At 72.0% G+C, this 22,622-nt stretch carries 18 protein-coding genes, 2 rRNA genes, 1 pseudogene and 1 riboswitch; of the genes and pseudogenes, 4 read left to right on the top strand and 17 right to left on the bottom strand.

What is annotated here, in order from left to right:
• Positions 1–46 precede the first annotated feature (46 nt).
• Entirely contained in the window at positions 47–1,528 is a 1,482-nt protein-coding gene (locus LPA54_RS24565) for a tachylectin-related carbohydrate-binding protein (protein ID WP_228981485.1), read from the bottom strand.
• 502 nt (positions 1,529–2,030) lie between these two features.
• The gene (locus LPA54_RS24560) at positions 2,031–2,705 is read right to left on the bottom strand and encodes a DinB family protein (protein WP_228981481.1); all 675 of its coding nucleotides are present in this window, start codon (positions 2,703–2,705) and stop codon (positions 2,031–2,033) included.
• Between the two features lie 156 nt (positions 2,706–2,861).
• Between LPA54_RS24560 and LPA54_RS24555 the strand changes: the two genes are divergently transcribed.
• Positions 2,862–3,671: a PhzF family phenazine biosynthesis protein gene (locus LPA54_RS24555; RefSeq protein ID WP_228981480.1), complete on the top strand. Its 810-nt coding sequence runs from the start codon at positions 2,862–2,864 to the stop codon at positions 3,669–3,671.
• 6 nt (positions 3,672–3,677) lie between these two features.
• Here the strand turns inward: LPA54_RS24555 and LPA54_RS24550 are convergent, their stop codons facing one another.
• Together LPA54_RS24550 and LPA54_RS24545 are read right to left on the bottom strand one after the other, a co-directional pair.
• Positions 3,678–4,418, bottom strand: coding sequence for a CPBP family intramembrane glutamic endopeptidase (locus LPA54_RS24550; RefSeq protein ID WP_228981606.1), 741 nt, complete (start codon positions 4,416–4,418; stop codon positions 3,678–3,680).
• 274 nt (positions 4,419–4,692) lie between these two features.
• On the bottom strand, positions 4,693–6,213 hold the full coding sequence (locus tag LPA54_RS24545) for a glutamate-cysteine ligase family protein (protein WP_228981479.1): 1,521 nt from the start codon (positions 6,211–6,213) through the stop codon (positions 4,693–4,695).
• A 492-nt stretch (positions 6,214–6,705) separates the two neighbouring features.
• Between LPA54_RS24545 and LPA54_RS24540 the strand changes: the two genes are divergently transcribed.
• Together LPA54_RS24540 and LPA54_RS24535 are read left to right on the top strand one after the other, a co-directional pair.
• Positions 6,706–7,296 carry a hypothetical protein gene (locus tag LPA54_RS24540; RefSeq protein WP_228981478.1) on the top strand — a complete coding sequence of 197 codons (591 nt, stop codon included), beginning with the start codon at positions 6,706–6,708 and terminating at the stop codon, positions 7,294–7,296.
• A 320-nt stretch (positions 7,297–7,616) separates the two neighbouring features.
• Entirely contained in the window at positions 7,617–7,823 is a 207-nt protein-coding gene (locus LPA54_RS24535) for a DUF5999 family protein (protein ID WP_306806535.1), read from the top strand.
• Between the two features lie 188 nt (positions 7,824–8,011).
• Here the strand turns inward: LPA54_RS24535 and gcvP are convergent, their stop codons facing one another.
• Positions 8,012–10,897 carry an aminomethyl-transferring glycine dehydrogenase gene (gene gcvP, locus LPA54_RS24530; protein ID WP_228981476.1) on the bottom strand — a complete coding sequence of 962 codons (2,886 nt, stop codon included), beginning with the start codon at positions 10,895–10,897 and terminating at the stop codon, positions 8,012–8,014.
• Positions 10,898–11,081: 184 nt separating this feature from the next.
• Positions 11,082–11,180, bottom strand: a riboswitch (glycine riboswitch).
• Between the two features lie 113 nt (positions 11,181–11,293).
• On the opposite strand from gcvP, the gene LPA54_RS42710 reads away from it, so the two are divergent.
• Positions 11,294–11,725, top strand: coding sequence for a PRC-barrel domain-containing protein (locus LPA54_RS42710; protein ID WP_308112894.1), 432 nt, complete (start codon positions 11,294–11,296; stop codon positions 11,723–11,725).
• 8 nt (positions 11,726–11,733) lie between these two features.
• Here LPA54_RS42710 and LPA54_RS24520 read toward each other — a convergent pair.
• The 12 genes and pseudogenes from LPA54_RS24520 to LPA54_RS24465 all read right to left on the bottom strand — a co-directional run.
• Positions 11,734–13,383, bottom strand: a pseudogene (locus LPA54_RS24520) (DNA polymerase IV); the annotation flags it as partial.
• A 60-nt stretch (positions 13,384–13,443) separates the two neighbouring features.
• Positions 13,444–14,037, bottom strand: coding sequence for a MerR family transcriptional regulator (locus tag LPA54_RS24515; RefSeq protein ID WP_228981473.1), 594 nt, complete (start codon positions 14,035–14,037; stop codon positions 13,444–13,446).
• Positions 14,038–14,306: 269 nt separating this feature from the next.
• Positions 14,307–14,780: a bifunctional nuclease family protein gene (locus tag LPA54_RS24510; RefSeq protein ID WP_228981471.1), complete on the bottom strand. Its 474-nt coding sequence runs from the start codon at positions 14,778–14,780 to the stop codon at positions 14,307–14,309.
• Between the two features lie 53 nt (positions 14,781–14,833).
• On the bottom strand, positions 14,834–15,583 hold the full coding sequence (locus LPA54_RS24505; protein WP_228981469.1) for a MerR family transcriptional regulator: 750 nt from the start codon (positions 15,581–15,583) through the stop codon (positions 14,834–14,836).
• Positions 15,584–15,624: 41 nt separating this feature from the next.
• On the bottom strand, positions 15,625–16,527 hold the full coding sequence (locus LPA54_RS24500; RefSeq protein WP_228981604.1) for an FHA domain-containing protein: 903 nt from the start codon (positions 16,525–16,527) through the stop codon (positions 15,625–15,627).
• Between the two features lie 226 nt (positions 16,528–16,753).
• Positions 16,754–17,533: a DUF881 domain-containing protein gene (locus tag LPA54_RS24495; protein ID WP_228981467.1), complete on the bottom strand. Its 780-nt coding sequence runs from the start codon at positions 17,531–17,533 to the stop codon at positions 16,754–16,756.
• A gap of 5 nt (positions 17,534–17,538) precedes the next feature.
• The gene (locus tag LPA54_RS24490; protein WP_003970459.1) at positions 17,539–17,871 is read right to left on the bottom strand and encodes a small basic family protein; all 333 of its coding nucleotides are present in this window, start codon (positions 17,869–17,871) and stop codon (positions 17,539–17,541) included.
• On the bottom strand, positions 17,868–18,797 hold the full coding sequence (locus tag LPA54_RS24485; RefSeq protein WP_228981465.1) for a DUF881 domain-containing protein: 930 nt from the start codon (positions 18,795–18,797) through the stop codon (positions 17,868–17,870). Before LPA54_RS24485 ends, LPA54_RS24490 begins: the two co-directional genes overlap by 4 nt.
• Before the next feature lie 110 nt (positions 18,798–18,907).
• Positions 18,908–21,403, bottom strand: coding sequence for a mannose-1-phosphate guanyltransferase (locus tag LPA54_RS24480; RefSeq protein ID WP_228981463.1), 2,496 nt, complete (start codon positions 21,401–21,403; stop codon positions 18,908–18,910).
• 111 nt (positions 21,404–21,514) lie between these two features.
• Positions 21,515–22,123 (bottom strand): CDP-alcohol phosphatidyltransferase family protein, encoded by a 609-nt coding sequence (locus LPA54_RS24475; protein WP_228981462.1) that lies wholly within the window; start codon positions 22,121–22,123, stop codon positions 21,515–21,517.
• A 194-nt stretch (positions 22,124–22,317) separates the two neighbouring features.
• Positions 22,318–22,434: ribosomal RNA gene (gene rrf, locus LPA54_RS24470) — 5S ribosomal RNA — on the bottom strand.
• Between the two features lie 83 nt (positions 22,435–22,517).
• Positions 22,518–22,622, bottom strand: a 23S ribosomal RNA gene (locus LPA54_RS24465); the annotation flags it as partial.

Raw genomic sequence — 22,622 nt, 5'->3', positions numbered from 1 at the left:
TCGGCCCGTCACCGTCGTCACCGCCGCCGGACGAGGCGGCACCTCATCATTTCACCAGGGTGCAGGCGCCTGCCTGCGCGGACACGTTGCGTTCGGTGTCCCAGCCGCTGCCGACGGACTTGCCGGTGCCGTCCTGGGCGCCGGGCGCCCACGAGTCGACATTGTCGTGGTGGCGGTACCAGCGCAGGACCGGCACCGTGCCGCTGCCCCACGGATCCTGGCCCCGCGCACCGCGGCCGTACAGGATGTCGCCGCCCGGTGAGAAGATCTCGCTGAACATCTGCCAGCCGACGCCGACCGGCTTGTCCCGCTGCACGAACCGCTTGGCGGCGAAGTCGTACTCGAAGCGGAACATGTCACCGTTGGCCTTGCGGGCGTACAGCACACCGTCACCTGCGGCGGTGATCGAGTCGAAGCGGTCCCAGCCGCCCTCGATCGTGTCACCGGCACCGTTGGCCCAGGTGCCGCGCGCGTCATCCCAGATGTAGTACCGCAGCCGGCCCTGAGCGTCGATGACGATGATCCGGCCCTTCGAGTCGATGGTGATGCGGTTCTTGTACTCCGGGGTGAAGTACAGCTCCCAGCCGCTGCCGACGACATCGCCGCCGAGCCATGAACCGTTGTTCCACACCCAGCGCTTGAGCGTGCCGTCGCCCGCCGGATCGCCCGCCTCGACGCGCTTGTGCACATCCCACACCACGTTGCCCGGCCCGGCGATCATGCGGCCGAACCAGCCGTTGCCCACCTTGCCGCCGCCGGTCCAGGTGAGCCCACCGTCGGCGGCGCTGTGGTGCACGTAGCGGTGCAGGTCGCCGTTCTGGCGCACGGACCAGATCTGGACCGGGGAGCAGTTGACCGGCGTCGGCACGATCTGCTTGCGGATCCAGTCCACCAGGTCGTCGACACGCGTCTCCGTACTGCCCTTGCGGGTCTCGGTCACCGCAAGACAGCCGTGCTGCCAGGACGTCGTGCTCAGTCCCACCAACTGCGGGGTGCCGTCCACCTCGCGGAACGCCGGCCCGCCGGCATCGCCCTTGCAGGTGTCCTTCTCACCCGACAGCAACGCGTCCGTGCCGCGCAGTTCGGCGACGGTGAATGCCGCGACGCGGGGACGGTCCGGCACCCACTCCGTGGCGCTGCGCCCGAAACCGGCGACCTTCAGTGCCTCCCCCTGCGTCAAGGCAGTGGGGCTCAACGCGATGGGCGTGATGCCGGTCGTCCTGGTCGCGAGCTTCACCACGGCGACGTCACGGCTGGGATGCCGCACGATCTTCGCCGCCTTCGTGACGTGACCCGCGCCGGTCCCCAGATTCACATCACCCACGGCGATCTCGACCTCGCCGGTCTGCGGCAGGCACGCCGACGTGGTGATCACGAACTCGGGATCGATCAGCGCGCCCGAACAACCACTCTCGCCGGTGGTCAGGCGGGCGAGGAACCGGTAGGAGCCGTCCGGTACGGCGTTGCCACCGGAAAGCGCCTGCGCGCCTGGAACGACCGACACGGCGACACCGAGGCCGATCACCATCGCGGCCGAAGCCAGGTGTCTGGACTTTCTTGCTCTCATTGCTGTTCCCCCAGCTCTCATGGCTCTTGTCTGTGCTCTCTTCACTCGTCCCCCGGCCTCACAAGCCCCGCGGACCTCACGAGGTCCAGCAGGACCAGCCGGTCTCTGTCCAGCCACGACTGGTGGCAAACGTGATCCCGTACGGTCACCGGTTGATACCGGCCTGCGACGCCTCGGCCGCACTCGCGCCAGGAGACACCGCGGACCGGCTCCGCTGTCGCGAACCGCACGTCCCAGCTCCTCCGCGACAGGCGGCGCTTGCGAACCCCGCCGAGACGGCAGGCCGGCTCGAAGGCTGTGAGCGCAGACTGATCCACTGCCCGGCCTGACGCCCCCACCGCATCCCCCGTCTACGAAAGCCCCAGCGGCCCGACTCCGCTGGCACAAACCAACTTTGGCCCGACTTCAGTGGCAACGACCCGTCTGGCGCTGTCACAGGTCAACGTGTGTGGTGCGGTTCCCCTCACTCTCGCCGATCGCGCCCGCGCTCACCCTCGCCCTCGCTCCCATCTCCACCCCCGCCCCCGCCGATCCGCGCGGCCCTTCCGGCCCTGCGCTCGGCCTCCTGAGCGGCCTGCTCCAGCCGGTTGCGGTAGTCCTCCCACCAAGCCTCGTCGGCCGACGGCACGCTGGTGTCGCCCGGCCGCGCCCCCACGGCGCCGTCCATCAGCTCCCGCAGGACGTCGGCGTGGCCCGCGTGACGGTTCGTGTCGGCGATCACCCGTACCACGGCGTGGTGCAGCGTCACCTCGTTCCGGTCGGCCGGCCACCACGGCACCCGGCCGACCGTGTCCAGCGGGAGCGCGACGATCGTGGCGTCGGCGTGCGCCCAGGCCCTGCGGTAGAGCGCGAGGACCTGCTCGCGGGGCTCGTCGGCGGTGGCCCACATGTCCGCGTTGGTACCGGCGCCCTCGTCGAGCCACGGCAACGGCTCGCCCGACGGCCGTCCGAACGTGTCGCCCAGGTAGCCGAGTTCCACCCCGGCCAGGTGCTTCACCAGACCCAGGAGGTTGGTGCCGGTCGGGGTGAGCGGGCGGCGGACCTCGTACTCCGAGAGCCCGTCCAGCTTCCACAGCAGGGCGTCCCGGGCGGACCGGAGGTAGGAGTGGAGATCGGTCCTGGCATCGGATGCGGTCATGGCGCCAGTCTGGACCGCGCATACGACAGCCCCCGTCGGTCCGAGACCGGCCGGACTCCTCACGGGCTCCGTCCGCCCGGGGCCGGACGGACTGCGGGCCAGGCGCGGCGGATTGGCCTTGGCCCGCCGTCCCCGGCGCGGCATACGGTCGTGGCCATGCGCATCCGTATCGTCGACGCCTTCGCCGACCGCCCCTTCTCCGGCAACCCCGCCGGCGTCCTGCTCCTCGACGCGTTCCCCGACGACTCCTGGCTGCGCCGGGTCGCCGCGGAGGTCAACCACTCCGAGACCGCCTTCGCCCACCCCCTGCCGCCGGGCGGGGAGGCGGACTGGGCGCTGCGCTGGTTCACCCCGGTGACGGAGGTCGACATGTGCGGGCACGCCACCCTGGCCACCGCACACGTGCTGCACACGACCGGTCGGGCCACCGGGACCGTGCGCTTCGCCGCGCGCTGCGGCGTGCTGACCACGACCGCCGCCGAGGACGGCGGCATCACGATGGACTTCCCCACCTCGACGCTCACCGCGGTCCCGGCGCCGACCGGCCTCGCCGAGGCGCTCGGCGCCGAGGTCGTCTCCGTGCACGACACGGCCGCCCACATCGGCGACCTGCTGGTGGAGGTGCGCGACGAGCAGGCCGTACGCGCCCTGGCTCCGGACCTCGCGGCGCTGGCGGAACTGTCCGAGCGGGGCGTCATCGCCACGGCACGCGCCGCGGACCCGGCGGCCGCCCACGACTTCGTGTCGCGCTGCTTCTTCCCGCGCGTCGGCATCGACGAGGATCCCGTCACGGGCAGCGCGCACACGGCGCTCGCCCCGTTCTGGTCCGCCCGCCTCGGCCGCGACGAGCTGACCGGCCTCCAGGGCGGCGCGCGCACCGGCGTCGTCCGTACGGCGCTGCGCGGCGACCGTACCCTGCTGACGGGGCGGGCCGTGACGGTCATCGACGGCGAGCTGCGCGCCTGACCGCCCTCACGGCGCCGTGGGCAACCAGTCCACCTCGCCCGCCAGCAGCCCGTAGCCGACGAAGGCGACGATGTCGAGCAGCGCGTGCGCCACGACCAGCGGGCCCACCCGGCCCCACCGGCGGTAGAGCAGCACGAAGACCACGCCCATGACGAGGTTCCCGATGAACCCGCCGATGCCCTGGTACAGGTGGTACGAGCCGCGCAGCACCGAGCTGGCCACCAGTGCCGCCATCGGCGACCACCCCAGCTGCCCGAGCCGGCGCAGCAGGTAGCCGACGACGATGACCTCCTCCACCACGGAGTTCTGGATCGCCGAGAGGACCAGCACGGGGTACTTCCACCACTCCCCCGGCAGCGCTTCCGGCACCACCGTGAGGTTGACGCCGATCCCGCGCGCCACCAGGTAGAAGGCGAGGCCGGCGCTGCCGATGCCGGCGGCGACGAGCGTGCCGCGCCGCAGGTCGGGCCACGGGCTGCGGCGGTCGAAGCCGATCGCCCGCAGCCCGGCGCCCTCGCGCAGCAGCAGGTGGGCGACGAGGACCACCGGCACCAGCGCCGTGGACACGGAGAACAGCTGCCAGGCCAGGTCCAGCCAGGGCCGGCCCGGCGCGTACGAGCCGTTGAGGGTGGCGGCCTGCTCCTTCAGCCCGCCCGGCCTGGTCAGCGACCCGACGAAGCTGATCAGGGAGGAGACCGCGCTGGCGCCGAGGGAGAGCGCGAGCACGATCAGCGTCTCGGAGCGCAGGGTTCCGTGTCCGAGCCCGGTCGGCGGGTCGCCGGCCGCCCCGCTCGTCCGTTCCGCATCTGTCCGCACGCGCGCCTCCCGTCGTGGATCTCGCGCGGTCCAGCTTGCCCGACGGCCCCGGGCGGTGCGCGAACGGGTCCCGACACGCCCCGGCGCACCCGGACCCACCCGGGTACGCCTCCGACACGCGCCCCGGCGGAGTTCTCGGCGCGTCCCGGGAGGCGCCCCGTGACGAGAGCCCCGGCGGGCGACCCGGACCGACCCGGGCGGGCCCTCAGCGGGCTCCCCGCGGGTACCGCTCCGGGAAGCCGGCGGGCCAGGTGTGGACCGGCGCGCCGGTCATCGCGAGCTCCCGGTACCGGCGGGCGGTCGCGGCGAGCGCCGCCTCCCGGTCCAGCCCCGCATCCTGCGCCCGGTGGAAGGTCCCCACCTGCCAGGACGCGCCGTTGACGCGACGGCGGCAGCGCTCCTCGACGAGGCCCAGGCACCGGTCGCGGTCGGCGGGCTCGATGCCCCAGGCGTCGAGGCCGGCGGCGGCGAGCGGCAGCAGTTCGTCCCGGACGAGCTTCACCGCGGGCACGGCGGTCACACCGCCGCGGCCGGGACGCGGCCAGCGCAGCTCGGCGTCGATGCCGTGGCGGCAGGCGGCGTCGAAGTTGGCGGCGGCGTCGGCGAAGGGCATCCGCCGCCACACCGGCCGGGGGTCCTCGGCGAGGGCGCGGACCAGGCCGTAGTAGAAGGCCGCGTTGGCGACCACGTCGTCGACCGTGGGCCCCGCGGGCAGCACCCGGTTCTCCACCCGCAGGTGCGGGACGCCGTCCACGACCCCGTACACGGGGCGGTTCCAGCGGTAGACGGTGCCGTTGTGCAGGACGAGCTCCCGGAGGGAGGGGACGCCCCCGTCGTCGAGCACCCGGAGCGGGTCCTCCTCGTCGCAGAGCGGGAGCAGCGCGGGGAAGTAGCGCAGGTTCTCCTCGAACAGCTCGTACGCCGAGTCCACCCAGCGCTCGCCGAACCAGGTCCGCGGGCGGACGCCCTGCGCCTGCAACTCGGGCGGACGGGTGTCGGTGGCCTGCTGGAAGAGGGGTGGGCGGGTCTCGCGCCACAGCTCGCGGCCGAAGAGGAAGGGGGAGTTCGCACCGACGGCGATCTGCACGGCGGCGACCGCCTGTGCCGCGTTCCACACGTCGGCGAAGCGTTCCGGGGTGACCTGGAGGTGCAGTTGGACGGAGGTGCACGCGGCTTCCGGCGTGATGGAGGCGGCGGTGCAGCTGAGCCGCTCGACGCCGTCGATCTCCAGGGCGAAGTCCTCGCCGCGTGCGGCGACCATCTGGTCGTTCAGCAGCATGTAGCGGTCGACGTCGGAGATGTTGACGAGGTCGACGTCGCCGCGGGTGAGCGTCGGCAGAATACCGATCATCAGGATCCCGGCGCCCAGCTCCTCCGCCTTGCGGTGGGCGTATCCGAGACCCGTGCGGAGTTCCTCGGCCAGCTGGGAGAAAACGTGCCCGGAGAGCCGGTGGGGGGCGACGTTCACTTCGAGGTTGAACAATCCGAGTTCGGTTTGGAAATCACCGCTGGCGATGCGTTCCAGCACACGTCCGTTCATCATTCGGGGCAGGCCGTCCGCGCCCGTGAGATTCAGCTCTATCTCCAGCCCCATGAGATTCCTGGGGCGGTCGAACCGCTTCTCCGCGAGCAGCCGTTCCAGCGCCTCCAGGCAGGTTCCGAGCTTCCTGCGGTACCTCTGCCGGTCGGCCAGGTCGAACCCGACGGCCACGACCTTCTCCCCCATCGAAGCGTCCCTCCTCGAGTGGGCGGCACGCGGCGTCGCCGCTCGTGTCACGGACGATGATGCCCACCCGGACCGATCCGTAACGCCCCCGGGGAGAGGCCTTCGCCACTAAGCTGGCCGGGTCGGGCGTCCGGCACATTCCGGAGGCATGGCTCGGCTAGCAGATCTCCCCTTCTGGCGCGGGGGAATAAGGCGGCGAGATTCGGCCTTCCCCGGCATGGGCAACATTGCAGGTATCAGCGTCGGGGCACGGATAATTCACCGGATAAGGCAACGGATCCGAGACGTGATGCGGCCTTGACGGACTTCTCGGCGACAGCTAGCGGAAACACGGCGTGAACATATGTCGTATAAACTCCGCGAACGAGGCTGAGACCCGGCGCCCCGGCATGGCGCCGTGGGCCCTCCACGGCCCCGTCGCTGACAGCGCCGTCCGCACCCGCACCCACGCAGGCTCCACCCCTCTGTCTCTTGATTGAGAGGCGACCCACCATGCCGCTCCACGTCTCCCAGGCGCCCACGCCTGCCCTGCACAGCGTCCTCGCGGCCCTGGGCTCCCCCGCCCTCCGCGAGTCCAGCACCCCGGCCCTGCGCTCCGTGCAGGGCCCGCTCACCGCCGAGACGCCGCTACCGGTCCACGTCCTGGACGTCACCGCGCCGGCCGGGCCCGCGGGGACGCCCCGCACCCGGCTCGCCGGGTGGCGGTTCCTGATCCGCGGCGGCGACCTCCCCCTCGCCGCCGCGGACACCCTGTGCACCGCCGACGGCTGGGCGTTCTCGCACTTCTTCGAGGGCCCCTACATCGCCTCGACGGAACGGGCCCTGCGCCAGGCCGAGGACTCCGGGTCGCCCTGGCAGCCGCGCCTGCTGTCGGTGCCCGAGCTGTACATGCTGACGCTCTGGCTGCACGGGGACACGGCCGCCGACCCGGCCGAGGGCGCCCCCGACCCGGCCGACGTACTGATCCCGCTGGCTCCCGCGCCCCCCGGGATCGCCGCGCACCGGCCGCACCGCGTGGCGGATCTGCTGCCCCGGCTCACCGTACGGCTCGCCCCGCCGCCGCTGCTCGGCTCGACCGCCTGACCCGGCCTCGTCGTCCGCACCACCCGCCCCGTCCGGTGCCCCACGTCCCCCGCGGACGTGGGGCACTCACGTACACCCCTTGACCCGTACGGACTAGTCCACTCCGGCCACTGCGAACCACCCGAACGGACGGGGTGCTCGCCTTGAACCATCCGTGCGGGTGATACGTCCTTCACCAGTAGGAAGAGCTGCCGTGAAATCCCTGCGGAATCAGCCCCGCGGGGCAACACTGGAACCGACCGATCGGAAGACGGGGGGCGGCCATGAGCACCGCATCGAGCCGCGAGACAGACTCCACACCGCAGCGAAAGATCCCAGCCATGTGCCAGCACCAGCCAGCCTGCCCGACCGCCGACTCAGCCGACCGGGAGGCGGCGCGCGTCGTGGCGCACCACCCGGAGCAGGGGTGGAGCCTGCTGTGCAACGGCGTCCTGCTCTTCGAGGACACCGGGGAGCTGCTGCCGGACGGGCAGATCATCGCGCCGCACCGACCGCTCACCACGGCGCGCGTGGCGACGGCCGCGTAGACCCGCGCGGGCGGGCCGAGGAAGAGGAAGACGGCGAGGGGCCGGTACGGAGGCGGGTGACCACCTCCGTACCGGCCCCGACGTGCGCGTACCGTCAGCCGCCGCCCGTCACCGGCCCTGAGCCGCGCGTCCCGAGCGGTCCAGGCTCAACCGCCCGTCCTCAGACGCCGGCCCTCGGCCGTCCGTGCTCAGCCGTCGTACTCGTCGAGCGGCGGGCAGGAGCAGACGAGGTTGCGGTCGCCGAAGGCGCCGTCGATGCGGCGCACCGGCGGCCAGTACTTGTCCGCCGCCGAGACGCCGGCCGGGAAGACGGCCTCCTCGCGGCTGTACGCGTGGTCCCAGTCGCCGCCCAGCGCGCCCGCGGTGTGCGGGGCGTTGCGGAGCGGGTTGTCGTCGGCCGGCCAGGTCCCCGACGCGACCTTCTCGATCTCGCCGCGGATCGCGATCATCGTGTCGCAGAAGCGGTCGATCTCGGTGAGGTCCTCGCTCTCGGTCGGCTCGATCATCAGCGTCCCGGCGACCGGGAAGGACATGGTCGGCGCGTGGAAGCCGTAGTCGATCAGCCGCTTGGCGATGTCGTCCACGCTCACGCCGGTCGCCTTCGCCAGCGGGCGCAGGTCGACGATGCACTCGTGCGCGACGAGCCCGGCCGGACCGGTGTAGAGGACCGGGTAGTGCGGCTCCAGGCGCTTGGCGATGTAGTTCGCCGCGAGGACGGCCACCTGCGTGGCCCGCTTGAGGCCCTCGCCGCCCATGAGCCGTACGTACGCCCAGGAGATCGGCAGGATGCCGGCCGAGCCCCACGGGGCCGCCGAGACGGGGCCGACGCCGGTCTCCGGGCCCGCGGCGGGCTGGAGCGGGTGGTTCGGCAGGTACGGGGCGAGGTGCGAACGCACCGCGACCGGTCCGACGCCGGGGCCGCCGCCGCCGTGCGGGATGCAGAACGTCTTGTGCAGGTTCAGGTGCGACACGTCGCCGCCGAACTTGCCCGGCCGGGCCAGGCCGACGAGCGCGTTGAGGTTGGCGCCGTCGACGTACACCTGGCCGCCGGCCTCGTGGACCTGGGCGCAGATGTCGGCGACGTGCTCCTCGAACACACCGTGCGTCGACGGGTACGTGATCATCAGGACGGCCAGCTCGTCGCGGTACTGCTCGATCTTGGCGCGCAGGTCCTCGACGTCGATCTCGCCGTCGTCGGCGGTCTTGACGACGACGACCTTCATGCCGGCCATGACGGCGGACGCGGCGTTGGTGCCGTGCGCCGAGGACGGGATGAGGCAGACCGTGCGCTGCGCGTCGCCGTTGGCCCGGTGGTAGGCGCGCACGGCGAGGAGCCCGGCCAGTTCGCCCTGCGAACCGGCGTTGGGCTGGAGCGACACCTTGTCGTATCCGGTGACCTCGGCGAGGCGCTCCTCCAGCTCGCGGATGAGCGTGAGGTAGCCCTGGGCCTGCTCCGCGGGCGCGAAGGGGTGCAGCTGGCCGAACTCCGGCCAGGTGACCGGCTCCATCTCCGTGGTGGCGTTCAGCTTCATCGTGCAGGAGCCGAGCGGGATCATGCCGCGGTCCAGCGCGTAGTCGCGGTCGGCGAGCCGGCGCAGGTAGCGGAGCATCGACGTCTCGGAGCGGTGCGCGTGGAACACCGGGTGCGTCAGGTACGTGTCGGTGCGCAGCAGCGAGGCGGGCAGCGCGTCGGCGGTCTCGGCGTCGAGGGCCTCGATGTCGCCGCGCACGCCGAAGGCGTCCCAGACGGCGGCGAGCTGGGCGCGGCCGGTGGTCTCGTCGCAGGAGACGGAGACGTGGTCGGCGTCGACCTGGTGGATGTTGACCCCGCCCTCCCGGGCGGCGGCGACGACCTGCGCCGCGGCGCCGGGCACCCGCGCCGTGACGGTGTCGAAGAACGTCCCGTGGACGACCTCGACACCACCGGAGCGCAGCCCGGCGGCGAGGATCGCCGCGTACCGGTGGGTGCGCTGCGCGATGCCCTTGAGGCCCTCGGGGCCGTGGTAGACGGCGTACATGCCGGCCATGACGGCGAGGAGCACCTGCGCGGTGCAGATGTTGCTGGTGGCCTTCTCGCGGCGGATGTGCTGCTCGCGGGTCTGCAGGGCGAGCCGGTAGGCGCGGTTGCCGTCGGCGTCGACGGAGACGCCGACGAGGCGGCCGGGCAGGCTGCGGGCGAAGGAGTCGCGCACGGCCATGTAGCCGGCGTGCGGGCCGCCGAAGCCCATCGGCACGCCGAAGCGCTGGGTCGTGCCGACGGCGATGTCGGCGCCCAGCTCCCCGGGCGAGGTGAGGAGCGTCAGCGCGAGGAGGTCGGCGGCGACGGTGACGACGGCGCCGAGCTCGTGGGCGGCGTCGACGAGCGGCTTGAGGTCGCGGACGGCACCGGAGGCGCCCGGGTACTGGAGGAGGACGCCGAAGACGCCGCGCTCGGCGACCTCTGCGGGGATGCCCTCGCTCAGGTCCGCGACGACGACCTCGACACCGGTGGGCTCGGCGCGGGTCTCGATGACCGCGATCGTCTGCGGCAGGGCGTCGGCGTCGACCAGGAAGACGCCGTTCTTGACCTTGCCGACGCGCCGGGCCAGGGACATGGCCTCGGCGGCGGCGGTGCCCTCGTCGAGGAGGGACGCGCCGGAGGTGGGCAGGCCCGTCAGGTCGGCGACCACGGTCTGGAAGTTCAGCAGCGCCTCCAGCCGGCCCTGCGAGATCTCCGGCTGGTACGGGGTGTACGCCGTGTACCAGGCGGGGTTCTCCATGACGTTGCGGAGGATCACCGGCGGGGTGAAGGTGCCGTAGTAGCCGAGGCCGATCATCGGGGCGAGCACCTGGTTGCGGTCCGCGAGGGAGCGCAGTTCGGCGAGGACCTCCGCCTCGGTGCGGCCCTCGGGCAGCCCCAGGGCCTCGGCGCTCTTGATCACGTCCGGCACCGCGGCCGCCGTGAGCTCGTCGAGCGAGCCGTAGCCGACCTGGGCGAGCATCTTGGCGCGGGCCTCGTCGTCAGGGCCGATGTGGCGCTGCTCGAAGGGGATGCCTCGCTCGAGCTGGGAGAGCGGGGTGCGGTTGGCGGTCATGTACGGGGGCCTCCTGGTCGTAGCGACCTGCGAGGGGCACCTCGGCGCGGGTGCCCGGACGGCCTCCCCCTCTGTCATCTCAACCTGAGAGCTTCGCCGTGCGCACTCCGACGGGAGGCGGCACGGCTTTCACCGTCGGTGAGAGCGGGTGCCGTCCGACGCCCGCTCTGCTTTCCAGAGTGACCTCGTCCGCGCGGTACAGGGGCCTGAGAGATTCCGGGGAGGATTTGCTCCTTCGGCGCCTCCGGAAGGTTTCTCCGGAGGACTCTCCCGCGCGGGGTCAGCGGCCATTGCCAGCCTACCAGCGACGTTCCGGGGCGATCCCTCGAGTGGCCGAGGTCACGGTTGTGCCCTTTCGTGGTGTTCACGGCCCCGTTGTTTCCGGCTGGAGGAACCGTGCAGAGCGACATCGACCCGCGCAGCCTGATCGGGCGCAAGGCGTTCGACCGCGACGGCCGCAAGATCGGAACCGTGGACGAGGTGTACCTCGACGACGCGACGGGCCTGCCCGAGTGGGCCGCCGTGCGCACCGGCCTCTTCGGCCGTGACGCCTTCGTCCCCCTGAGGCCCAGCGACCTCGTCGGCGACGGCCTGCGCGTCCCCTACGAGCGGGCCCTCGTCAAGGACGCGCCGGACTTCGGCGTGGGGAGGCACCTCTCCGCGGAGCAGGAGGTGCAGCTGTACCGCCACTACGGCATCGCCCTGCCGCCCGCGCCCTCCCGTGCGCCCTCGCCGAGGCCCAGGCCCTCTCCCCCACCGCCGTCGCCGCCGCCGTCATCGCCGTCGCCGGAGCGGAGGGCGGGCGGCCCCGCGGGCGCGGGCGGCTGACCACCCGGAACCAGCGGCAGCGGATCGGAGGGCTCCAGCTGGGGGTCGTCCGTGCGGAAGGTGCGCACCCGGCCCGGTGCCGACCCGGGGGACTCGAACCGCACGGTGACCCGCCCGAGCCCGCTGCCCTGCACCCAGCCGGGCCCGTGGACGGCGTGGTGGACGTCGGCGCCCGCGGACCACCGCCGCTCGGCGGCCGCCGCCGGACTCTCGTCGTGCGCCCCGGCGCCCCCGGCACCCTCGCCCGACACTCCGGCCCCGGACACTCCGGCCCCGGACGCCCCGGCCCGGGACGCTCCGGCCTCCGACGCCGCGACTCCGGGGTTCGGCCCGCCCGACGCGCCCCTGTCCGCCGGCGCCCCGCCGCCCGCGGCCGTTTCGTCGCCCCCCGCGACACCGCCCGGTGGTGCCGCCGTACCGCCGAGCGGCCCCGGGACGCCCGCGTCCGCGCCTTCCACCCCGGCGGAGGGCCCGCCGCCTTCCGGGGTGTCCGCGACGGCCGGGGGGCCCGAAAGGGCCGGGGCGTCCACGACGGCAGGGGGGCGCGCGACGGCCGGGGCCTCCGCGGCGGCCGGGGCCTCCGCGGCGGCCGCCTGGGCGAACAGGTCCTCCTGGGTGTAGTCGGCAAGGCCCGTGACCCCGACCCCCAGCAGCCGGACCCCGCCGGTGGTGTCCACGGCGTCGAGCAGCCGGGCGGCGGCCTCGCGCACCACGACGGGGTCGTCGGTCGGCCCGCGCAGCGTCTCGGAGCGGGTCAGCGTCGAGAAGTCGTACCGCCGGACCTTCAGCACCACCGTCCGGCCCGAGCGGCCCGCGTCCCGCAGTCGGCGCACGCACCGCTCGGCGAGCCGCTCGACCTCCTGGCGCACCCTCACCCGGTCGTGCAGGTCGACGTCGAAGGTGTCCTCGACGGAGACGGACTTCGCGTCGCGTTCGGCCACCACCGGCCGGTCGTCGTGGCCCAGCGCCATCGCGTACAGGGACGCCCCGTGCGCCTTGCCGAGGAGTCGGACGAGCTCGTCCTCACCGGCCTCGGCCAGGTCCGCCACGGTGGTCATACCGGCCCGCCGCAGGTGCTCGCCGGTGGCGGGGCCGACGCCGGGCAGCGTCCGCACGCCCATCGGGGCCAGCAGCTCGCGCTCCGTGCCGGGCTCGATGAGCACCAGACCGTCCGGCTTGGCCTCCTCCGAGGCGATCTTGGCGAGCATCTTGGAGCCGGCCAGGCCCACGGACCCCGTCACGCCCGTCACGGCGCGGATGTCGGCCCGCAGCCGCTCCCCGACCGCCCGCGCCGTCGCGGCGTCGTGCGCCGCTCCCCCGGCCTCCAGGTCGACGAACGCCTCGTCCAGGCTCAGCGGCTCCACCAGGGGCGACAGTCTGCCGAGCAGCTCCATGACCTGCCCGCTCACCGTCCGGTACGCGGAGAAGCGGGGCACGAGGTACGCGGCGTTGGGTGCGAGGCGCCGGGCCTGCGCCATGGGCATGGCCGACCGCACCCCGAACGGCCTCGCCTCGTAGGACGCGGTGGCGACGACCCCGCGCGGGCCGAGACCGCCCACGATGACGGGCTTGCCGCGCAGACTCGGCTTCGCCGCCTGCTCGACCGCGGCGAAGAACGCGTCCATGTCCAGGTGCAGGATGGTCGGCGCGGCTCTCACACCACTGATGCTGCCCTACGCCACTGACAACCGCCCGCACACGCGTACGACCCCAAGGGGTCACACGGCCTTGTCGCGCCTGCGCCGGGCCAGCTCGTCGGCGGGGTTGTGCCGGACGAGGGTCTCCCCCGTGTCGACACGCTCGCCGTGCAGCTGGGACAGCGCCGCCTCCACGTCCCGCCACACCACGCCGACCGCGATACCGAAGATGCCCTGGCCGCCCTGGAGGAGGTCGACGACCTCGTCGGGCGAGGAGCACTCGTAGACCGTCGCGCCGTCGCTCATGAGCGTCATCCGCTCCAGGTCGTCCAGCCCGCGGTCCTGCAGGTGCTGGACGGCCGCCCTGATGTTCTGCAGGGCGACGCCGGTGTCCAGGAACCGCTTGACGATCTTCAGGACGACGACGTCCCGGAAACTGTAGAGGCGCTGCGTGCCCGACCCGTACGCCGGCCGCACGCTCGGCTCGACCAGCCCCGTACGGGCCCAATAGTCGAGCTGCCGGTAGGTGATGCCCGCCGCCGCGCAGGCGGTGGGCCCCCGGTAACCGATGACGCCGGTCGTCGCGTCGGTCGCACTGCCGTGAAGCGGATACGGCCCGCTCCCGCCCGGACTCCGCCCGGGGAGACCCCCTGCCGCACCGTCGCCGCTGCTCATCACGCCGACCCTCCGTCCTTGACCTGCCACATCGACGGTAGGCAGTCCCCAGGGGTGCGTCAACGATCGCCACACTCGCCACGCCGAGTGATAATCACCCTGAGAGTGGTTTGGCGTGACCGATTTCCGGGAAACGCTACTCGAATGCGCCCGAAGCGCTGATCGCGCCCCTGTGAGCCGCCTCGAGCGACCCCCGCGCGCCCCCTCACCCGCCGTGAGCGGGTCCCGCCGTCACCGGCGGTCGGCCGCCTCGGACGGGCCCGGCCGGGTCACTGGTTGCTGGTGCCGAAGTCCTCCGGGGAGATCTGGTCGAGGAACTCGCGGAACTTCTCCACCTCGTCCTCCTGCTCGTCCGGGATGGCGATGCCGGCGTCGTCGAGGACCCCGTCACTGCCGAAGATGGGCGTACCCGTGCGCAGGGCCAGCGCTATCGCGTCGGAGGGCCTGGCGCTGACCTCCACGCCGCTGGCGAAGACCAGCTCCGCGTAGAAGACCCCGTCCCGCAGGTCCGTGATGCGGACCTCGGTGAGCTCCTGGCCCACGGCCTCGAGCACGTCCTTGAAGAGGTCGTGGGTGAGCGGCCTGGCGGGGGTCATCCCCTGCTGGGCGAAGGCGATCGCGGTCGCTTCCCCCGGGCCGATCCAGATCGGGAGGTAGCGGTCGCCTCCCACTTCCCGCAGGAGCACGATCGGCTGGTTGGAGGGCATTTCCACCCGGACACCGACAACATCGAGCTCGTTCACACAGCAACCCTAGGACGTGCCGCCCCGGTTTGGATAGTCGGGCTCCGCCAAGGTCAGGGGAACCGGACGCCCAGGGCCGCTCTGACCAGGGCGGCGTGCAGCCGGACGGAGAGGGCGGCCAGCTCCTTCACCGTCGCCTCGGCATGGGCGCGGGTCTGCGGGTTGCGGTGCCGGCGCTGCGGCGCGACGACCTGTTCCACGAGCCCCGCCTCCCGCTCGGCGGCGGCCTTCACGGCCCGCAGGTGGCGCGGTTCCAGCCCGTACCGGCCCAGCTCGGCGACGAGCTTCGCGACGGTGACCGCCTCCGCGTCGTAGGCGCCGTCCGCGCCGGGCGCGACCAGGCCGTACGCCTCCCACTCGGCAAGCTCCGCCTCCTCGGCCCCGACGGCGGCGAGCAGCTCGGCGCGGCCCACCCGGGCGGCCGTCGACCCGCCCTCCTCCGGCTGCCACGGGCCCGCCGCCTCGGGAGGCTCGCCCGGCGGGGCCTGGGCGGGCAGCACGACCTGGTCGCCCCGGCCCAGGGCGTCCAGGTGCTCCCGGATGACCTTGAGCGGCAGATAGTGGTCCCGCTGCATCCGCAGGATCAGCGCCAGCCGCTCCACATCGTGCGGACTGAACTTCCGGTACCCGGAGGCCGTCCGCTGCGGCTCGACGAGCCCCTCCGCCTCCAGGAACCGGATCTTGGAGATGGTGACCTCGGGGAACTCCTCGCGCAGCTGGTTGAGCACCGTGCCGATGCTCACCAGCCGGTCGCCCGCGTCGGCGGTGCCGTGACCGGCACCGCCCGTCGGTGTTCGCAGCATGGACCTTCCCTGGGCATTCCCCCAGACGGGTCTGGGGGAGGTCAGACGCCCCGCTGGCTCCCGTAGAAGACCAGCCGGTACTTGCCGATCTGCACCTCGTCGCCGTTGGTGAGCTGGACCGCGTCGATCGGCTCACGGTTGACGTAGGTGCCGTTGAGGCTGCCGACGTCCGCGACGGTGAAGCTGCCGTCGGCCGCCCTGCGGAACTCCACGTGGCGGCGCGACACGGTCACGTCGTCCAGGAAGATGTCGCTCTGCGGGTGGCGGCCGGCGGTCGTCAGGTCGCCGTCGAGGAGGAAGCGGCTGCCGGAGTTGGGGCCGCGCCGCACCACGAGCAGCGCGGAACCGAGCGGCAGCGCGTCCACGGCGGCCTGCGCCTCGGGCGACAGGGACGGCAGCGCCGTCTGGCCGGTGGTCTCGCTGTCGTACGCCTCGAGACCCGAGATCGAGATCGTGGACGTCGTCTCGGACGCGCGCTCCGCCGGGGCGCCGCCGCGCAGTGGGGCTCCGCAGTTGGAGCAGAACCGGCTCGTCTCGGCATTGCGGTGTCCGCACCTCGTACACACCGGCATGGACCCATCCTCCTGCCGCGGCTGTCCCCCGTGGACGCTGGTCGCGTACGGATCGGAACCTATGCGGCCGGGACCTGCGGGGTCAACAGAAGACGCGCCCGGACCGCCCGTATTGTCACCGCCCGGACCAGCGACCTCGTCCCGGAACAGCGGGCGCTCCCCGCCCTGCTCCTCCCCGGACTGACCGTGCCGCGGCGCGCGGTGCCTGGCGCTGCCGCCGTCCTCGCGTGCGCTCTTGCCGAACAACTTCGCAAACAACTTCACGGGCGATTCCCCTTGAACGAAACAGACCCGCCCGTGGGGCAGGACGAACGCTGAATGAACACACCTGCCGACCCGGACACCTTCACAACGTCCGTATCCTCCGGACAGTTTCCACCACGCACCACCTTCGTGGTGCGCCGACCCCCCGCAACGTCCCGGCCAGGGCGGCCGATTCCCGATCTCGCCGGGCGCGCGGCCCGGTACGGCGCCGGCCCCGGCCCTTGACGCCCGCGAGGCTCCGCGGTCACGGGAGCTGCCCCCACTGTTCCGCCTCCCCTGTCCGGCCCCGTCCCTCGGGCATTACCCCGCCGCGCGGCCCCCATGCGCCTCCGGCTCACTGCGGTGACGACCGAGCGTAGTCAGGCCGCTCCGCCGGTCGCAAGGCGTCAACAACGATCTTCTCCGACCGGGTCACCGTGGCCGTGGCCTGCTCCTTCTCCAGGGTCTGCACGATGCCCCCGGGGATGTTCAGCGCGGGCTCCAGGTCCTGGGGCCTGCCGATGACCTCGAACCGGTACGGCGCGCGGATCTTCCGCCCGTCCACCTGCACCGCCCCGGCCTCCCCGGAGAAGTACGTGTCGGCGACGACCCTGACGTCGTTGACCTGGATGGCCTCGGCGCCGGCGGCGCGCAGCTCCTGGATGGTGTCGAGCAGCTTGTCCGGCTCGACGGCCGTCAGGGGGTCCTCGACGACGAAGGTGATGCCGGGCCCCTCGGCGGCGACCGTACCGGCCAGGACACCCAGCTGACGCTCCCTCTCCTGGGTCTGCCTGCGGGCCTCCTCGGCCTGGTCCGAGCTGTTCTCCAGCTCGCGCCGCTGGGCCTCCAGGCGGGTCTTCTCGTCTTCGAGCCGCCGGCTGCGGTCGTCGAGCTCGTCCAGGATCCGCACCAGGTCCTCCTGGCGCGCGCCGCGCAGCGTGCCGTCGTCGCTGGTGGAGCGGACCTGGATGGCCAGTCCCAGTCCGAGCCCGAACAGCAGCAGGGCGACGACGAGTTGGGCCCGGGTGAGGCGCGGCGGCCACAGTCCGGCGACGAGCCGCCGGCGCCCGGTGATCTCCTCGGGGGGCGCTTCGGGCGTCCGCGGGGGCTGTGGTGCGTGCTCTTCGTTGCTCATCGGCCTCACGCCCGGAACACGTGCCGGCGGATGGCCGCGGCGTTGGAGAAGATCCGGATGCCGAGGACGACCACGACACCGGTGGAGAGCTGGGCGCCGACGCCCAGCTTGTCTCCGAGGAACACGATCAGCGCGGCGACGACGACGTTCGACAGGAAGGAGACGACGAAGACCTTGTCGACGAAGATGCCGTCCAGCATGGCCCGCAGGCCGCCGAAGACCGCGTCGAGCGCCGCGACGACGGCGATCGGCAGGTAGGGCTCGACCACCGCCGGCACCTCGGGCCGGACCAACAGTCCGACCACGACTCCCACCACGAGGCCCAGTACGGCGATCACGATGTGCCCTTCCCTGTGTCTGCCGCGCCCTGCCCGTCACCCGTCCCGGTTCCGGTGGTCCTCGGCTGTGCTGTACGTACGATCAGGCTGGGTGCCGCAGGCAGGGTGACCCGGTCCTGGGCGGAGACGCTGCTGCGGATGCCGAAGTTCTCCTCCAGCGCGTGCAGGTAGCGGCCATCCGCGCTGTCCTGGAACCGGGTGGCGAGCCGTTTGCCGTCCCCCACCGCGAGCACCGTGTACGGCGGTACCAGCGGCCTGTTGTCGACCAGTATGGCGTCACCCGCCGCCCTGATCGCAGACAGGGCGGTCAGCCGCTGCCCGTTGATGGCGACGGCTTCGGCGCCGGACTGCCACAGGCCGTTCACGACGCGCTGCATGTCCCGGTCGCGCACGCGCCCGGTGTCGGAGAAGCCGCTGCCCTCGCGGGGTCCGCCGCCGCCCCGGTCGGTCGCCTTCGCGTCGTCGACGACGAGCCGGATCCCCGGCCCGGTCACCTCGGTGGCGCCGGAGAGCAGGGAGACCAGCCCGCTCTGGTCGCCGCCGTGCTGTTCCAGCGCGGCCCGTTGGCGTTCGCCGACCTCGCGGCGCAGCCGTTCGATGTCCTCGGCCAGTCCGTCGACGGCGGTGGTCTCGGCTTGGATGCGGTCGATGAGCTCCTCGCGTTCCTTCGCGACGACGGGCGCGGAGATCTGCGTCTGCGCGGCACCGAGCGTGACGACGACGGCGGCGAGGGCGAGGCCGGCGGCGAGGCCCAGTTTGGCCCGCAGTGTCCGTGGGAGTCCGCCGCCCTCGGCTGCGCGGCGTGCGGACGCCTCCGCGTAGCCGTCGTCGAGCGCGTGGTCCATCACGTTGTTCAGCAGCGACATCGACGCGTCGGGACGCGGAGGCGGGGAGCCGGTGCTCCGAACGGGGGACTGCTGGGACATGCCGCACATCGTCGCATGTCGGAGCGGCTACCGCCGAATGGCCCCACCGGTGTGCCGGGTGCCGTCGGGGACGGCACCCGGCACGGGTGTTCGGCGGGGCGGTGCGGGGGTCAGCGGCCGGCGCTGTCCACCACGGTCGCCCATTCGTCGAGGAGCGCCTGGGCGGACGCGTCGTCCGGGCCCTCGGCCCACAGGTGGGTGACGGCTTCGGCCGGGTCGGGCAGGACCAGCACCCAGCGGCCGTCCGCCTCGACGACGCGGACGCCGTCGGTGGTGTCGACGTGCCGGTCGCCGGCGGCCTCGACGACCCGCCGCATGACCAGGCCCTTGACCGCCCACGGCGTCGCGAGGTCCCGGCGGAGCACGTGGGCTCGCGGGATCCGCGCGTCGATCTGGCTGAGGGTGAGCTGCGTGCGGGCGACGAGCCCGAGGAGCCGGACGAACGCCGCCGTCCCGTCGAAGACGCTGCTGAACTCGGGAACGATGAACCCACCCAGGCCGTCTCCACCGAAGATGGTGGATTCCTCCCGGCCCACCCGGGTCAGGTCGTCGGGCGAGGTGGTCGTCCAGTCGACCTGCGTCCCGTGGTACGCGGCGACCTGCTCGGCGATCCGCGTGGTGGTGACGGGCAGGGCGACACGTCCGCTGCGCCGTTCGGCCGCGACAAGGTCGAGCATGACGAGCAGGGCCCGGTCGTCCTCGATGATCCGGCCGCGTTCGTCGACGAGGGACAGCCGCTCGCCGACGGTGTCGAAGCGCACGCCGAACGCCGCGCGGGCGGACGCCACGATCTCGCCGAGCCGTACCAGCCCGGCCCGGCGCGTCTCGGCGGACTCGGTGGGCCGGGACTCGTCGAGACCGGGGTTGATCGTGAGCGAGTCGACGCCGAGCCGTCCGAGGAGGCTGGGCAGGACGAGTCCGGCGCTGCCGTTGGAGGCGTCGACGACGACCTTCAGCCCCGCCTCGGCGACACCGGTGGTGTCGACGCTGCGCAGGAGGGCGCCCGTGTACTGGTCGAAGACGCTCGACGGGAAGTTGAGGTCGCCGATCTCGCCGGGGAACGCGCGGCGGTACTCCTGGCGGGCGTAGACCCGGTCGAGCTTGCGCTGCTTGGCCTGGGAGAGGTCGGCGCCGCGCTCGTCGAAGAACATGATGTCGACGGAGTCGGGCACTCCGGGCGTGGTCCGGATCATGATGCCGCCGGCGCTGCCGCGGGCGGTCTGCTGCCGGGCCACGGGGAGCGGCACGTTCTCCAAGTCGCGCACGTCGATGGCGCTGGCCTGGAGCGCCGAGATCACCGCCCGCTTGAGGGCGCGGGCGCCGCGGGAGTGGTCCCGGGCGGTGGTGACGGTGGCGCCCTTCTTGAGGGTGGTGGCGTAGGCGCCGGCGAGCCGGACGGCGAGCTCGGGGGTGATCTCGACGTTGAGGACGCCGGAGACGCCGCGCGCGCCGAAGAGGTGCGCCTGGCCGCGGGACTCCCAGATGACGGAGGTGTTGACGAAGGCGCCGGCCTCGATCGTCTTGAAGGGGTAGACCCGTACGTTGCCCTGCACGATCGATTCCTCACCGACGAGGCACTCGTCGCCGATGACGGCGCCGTCCTCGATGCGGGCGGCCCGCATGACGTCGGTGTTCTTGCCGATCACGCAGCCCCGGAGGTTGCTGTGCGGCCCGATGTAGACGTTGTCGTGAACAACCGCCTTGTGGAGGAAGGCGCCGCTCTTCACGACCACGTTGGAGCCGATGACCGTGTGCTCGCGGATCTCCACGCCGGCTTCGACCTTGGCGTAGTCGCCGATGTAGATCGGTCCGCGCAGGTCGGCGTCCGGGTGGACCTCGGCGCCTTCGGCGACCCATACGCCGGGGGAGATCTCGAAGCCGTCGAGTTCGACGTCGACCTTGCCCTCGAGCACGTCGGCCTGGGCCTTGACGTAGCTCTCGTGGGTGCCGACGTCCTCCCAGTAGCCCTCGGCGACGTAGCCGTAGATCGGCTTGCCTTCCTTCATCAGCTGCGGGAAGACGTCGCCGGACCAGTCGACGGGAACGTCGGGCTGGACGTAGTCGAAGACCTCGGGCTCCATGACGTAGATGCCCGTGTTGACGGTGTCGGAGAAGACCTGGCCCCAGGTGGGCTTCTCCAGGAACCGTTCGACGCGGCCTTCCTCGTCGACGATGGTGATGCCGAATTCCAGGGGGTTGGGGACCCTCGTCAGGCAGACCGTGACCATGGCCCCCTTCTCCTTGTGGAAGGCGATCAGGTCGGTCAGGTCGAAATCGGTGAGGGCGTCCCCGGAGATCACCAGGAACGCGTCGTCCTTGAGCGCCTCTTCGGCGTTCTTGACGCTGCCGGCTGTGCCGAGTGGCTTCTCCTCGTTGGCGTAGCTCAGCTCCATCCCGAGTTCTTCGCCGTCACCGAAGTAGTTCTTCACCAGCGAGGCGAGGAACTGCACGGTGACGACGGTCTCGGTGAGTCCGTGCCTTTTGAGCAGCCGCAGCACGTGCTCCATGATCGGCCGGTTGGCGACCGGCAGGAGCGGCTTGGGCATGCTCGAGGTCATGGGGCGAAGTCTGGTTCCTTCGCCTCCGGCCATCACGACGGCCTTCATGTCGGAAGCGTCCTCCTTGCAGAGACGAGGGTCTAGCCGATTGCGCCCGTCTTTGCCGTGGTCCTCTGACAGCACGCCGTTATCGCATTCGCTTCGGCGTGGAAGACGGGGTCAATCGGTCGCGGTATCCGCTGTGACAAGTCGGCGGACCTGGACCACATAGAGGATCCCTGCCCACCAGTACAGACTTGTACCCCATCCGGCGAAGGCCCACCCGAAAACTTCAGCGAGTGACGCAAGCCACGTCGTACCGTCGCTGAGCAGGAGCAGGGGGAACGCGTACATCAGGTTGAAGGTGGCCGCCTTGCCCAGGAAGTTCACCTGCGGCGGCGGATATCCGTGGCGCCGGAGGATTCCCACCATCACCAGCAGCATCGCCTCCCGGGCGAGGAGCGCCGCGGTGAGCCAGAGGGGGAGGATGTCACGCCAGGTGAGCCCGATGAGGGTGGAGAGGATGTACAGGCGGTCGGCTGCCGGGTCGAGGATGCGCCCGAGGCTGCTGATCTGGTTCCAGCGCCTGGCGAGTTTGCCGTCGAGGTAGTCGCTGATGCCGCTGAGGGCCAGGACCAGGAGGGCCCAGCCGTCGCTGTTCGTCCCGTCGAACTCGGGGCGGAGGATGAGCCACAGGAAGAGCGGTACACCGATGAGCCGGGCCATGCTCAGGATGTTGGGGATGGTGAGGACCCGGTCCGTCTGAACGCGAGTCTCCTGTACCTCCACCCGGGGGCCTCCTGTGGGAACGTGCCGATGCTGCCCCCTGACCTTACCGTCAGCGCCGGCGGCCTGGTGCACGGGGTCGTGGGGCGGCCGGCAACCCGCACAGAACACGACCCGGTACAGCTCGCGCGAAAAAGGGGCCCGGAAATGCGGAAAGCCCCGCACCATACGGTGCGGGGCTTCCCCATTCAAAGATTGTTCGGCGGTGTCCTACTCTCCCACAGGGTCCCCCCTGCAGTACCATCGGCGCTGAAAGGCTTAGCTTCCGGGTTCGAAATGTAACCGGGCGTTTCCCTAACGCTATGACCACCGAAACACTATGAAGATATCGAACTACAACCAACCAGCCGGATGGGAGTTCGTTACTTCAGAACTAACACAGTGGACGCGAGCAACTGAGGACAAGCCCTCGGCCTATTAGTACCGGTCAACTCCACCCATTACTGGGCTTCCATATCCGGCCTATCAACCCAGTCGTCTACTGGGAGCCTTACCCTCTCAA

Source organism: Streptomyces sp. DH12 (genome assembly GCF_020873895.1).
Classification (GTDB): domain Bacteria; phylum Actinomycetota; class Actinomycetes; order Streptomycetales; family Streptomycetaceae; genus Streptomyces.
Note: the sequence above shows the minus strand (reverse complement) of the source record. Positions and strands in the feature narration are given on the sequence as shown.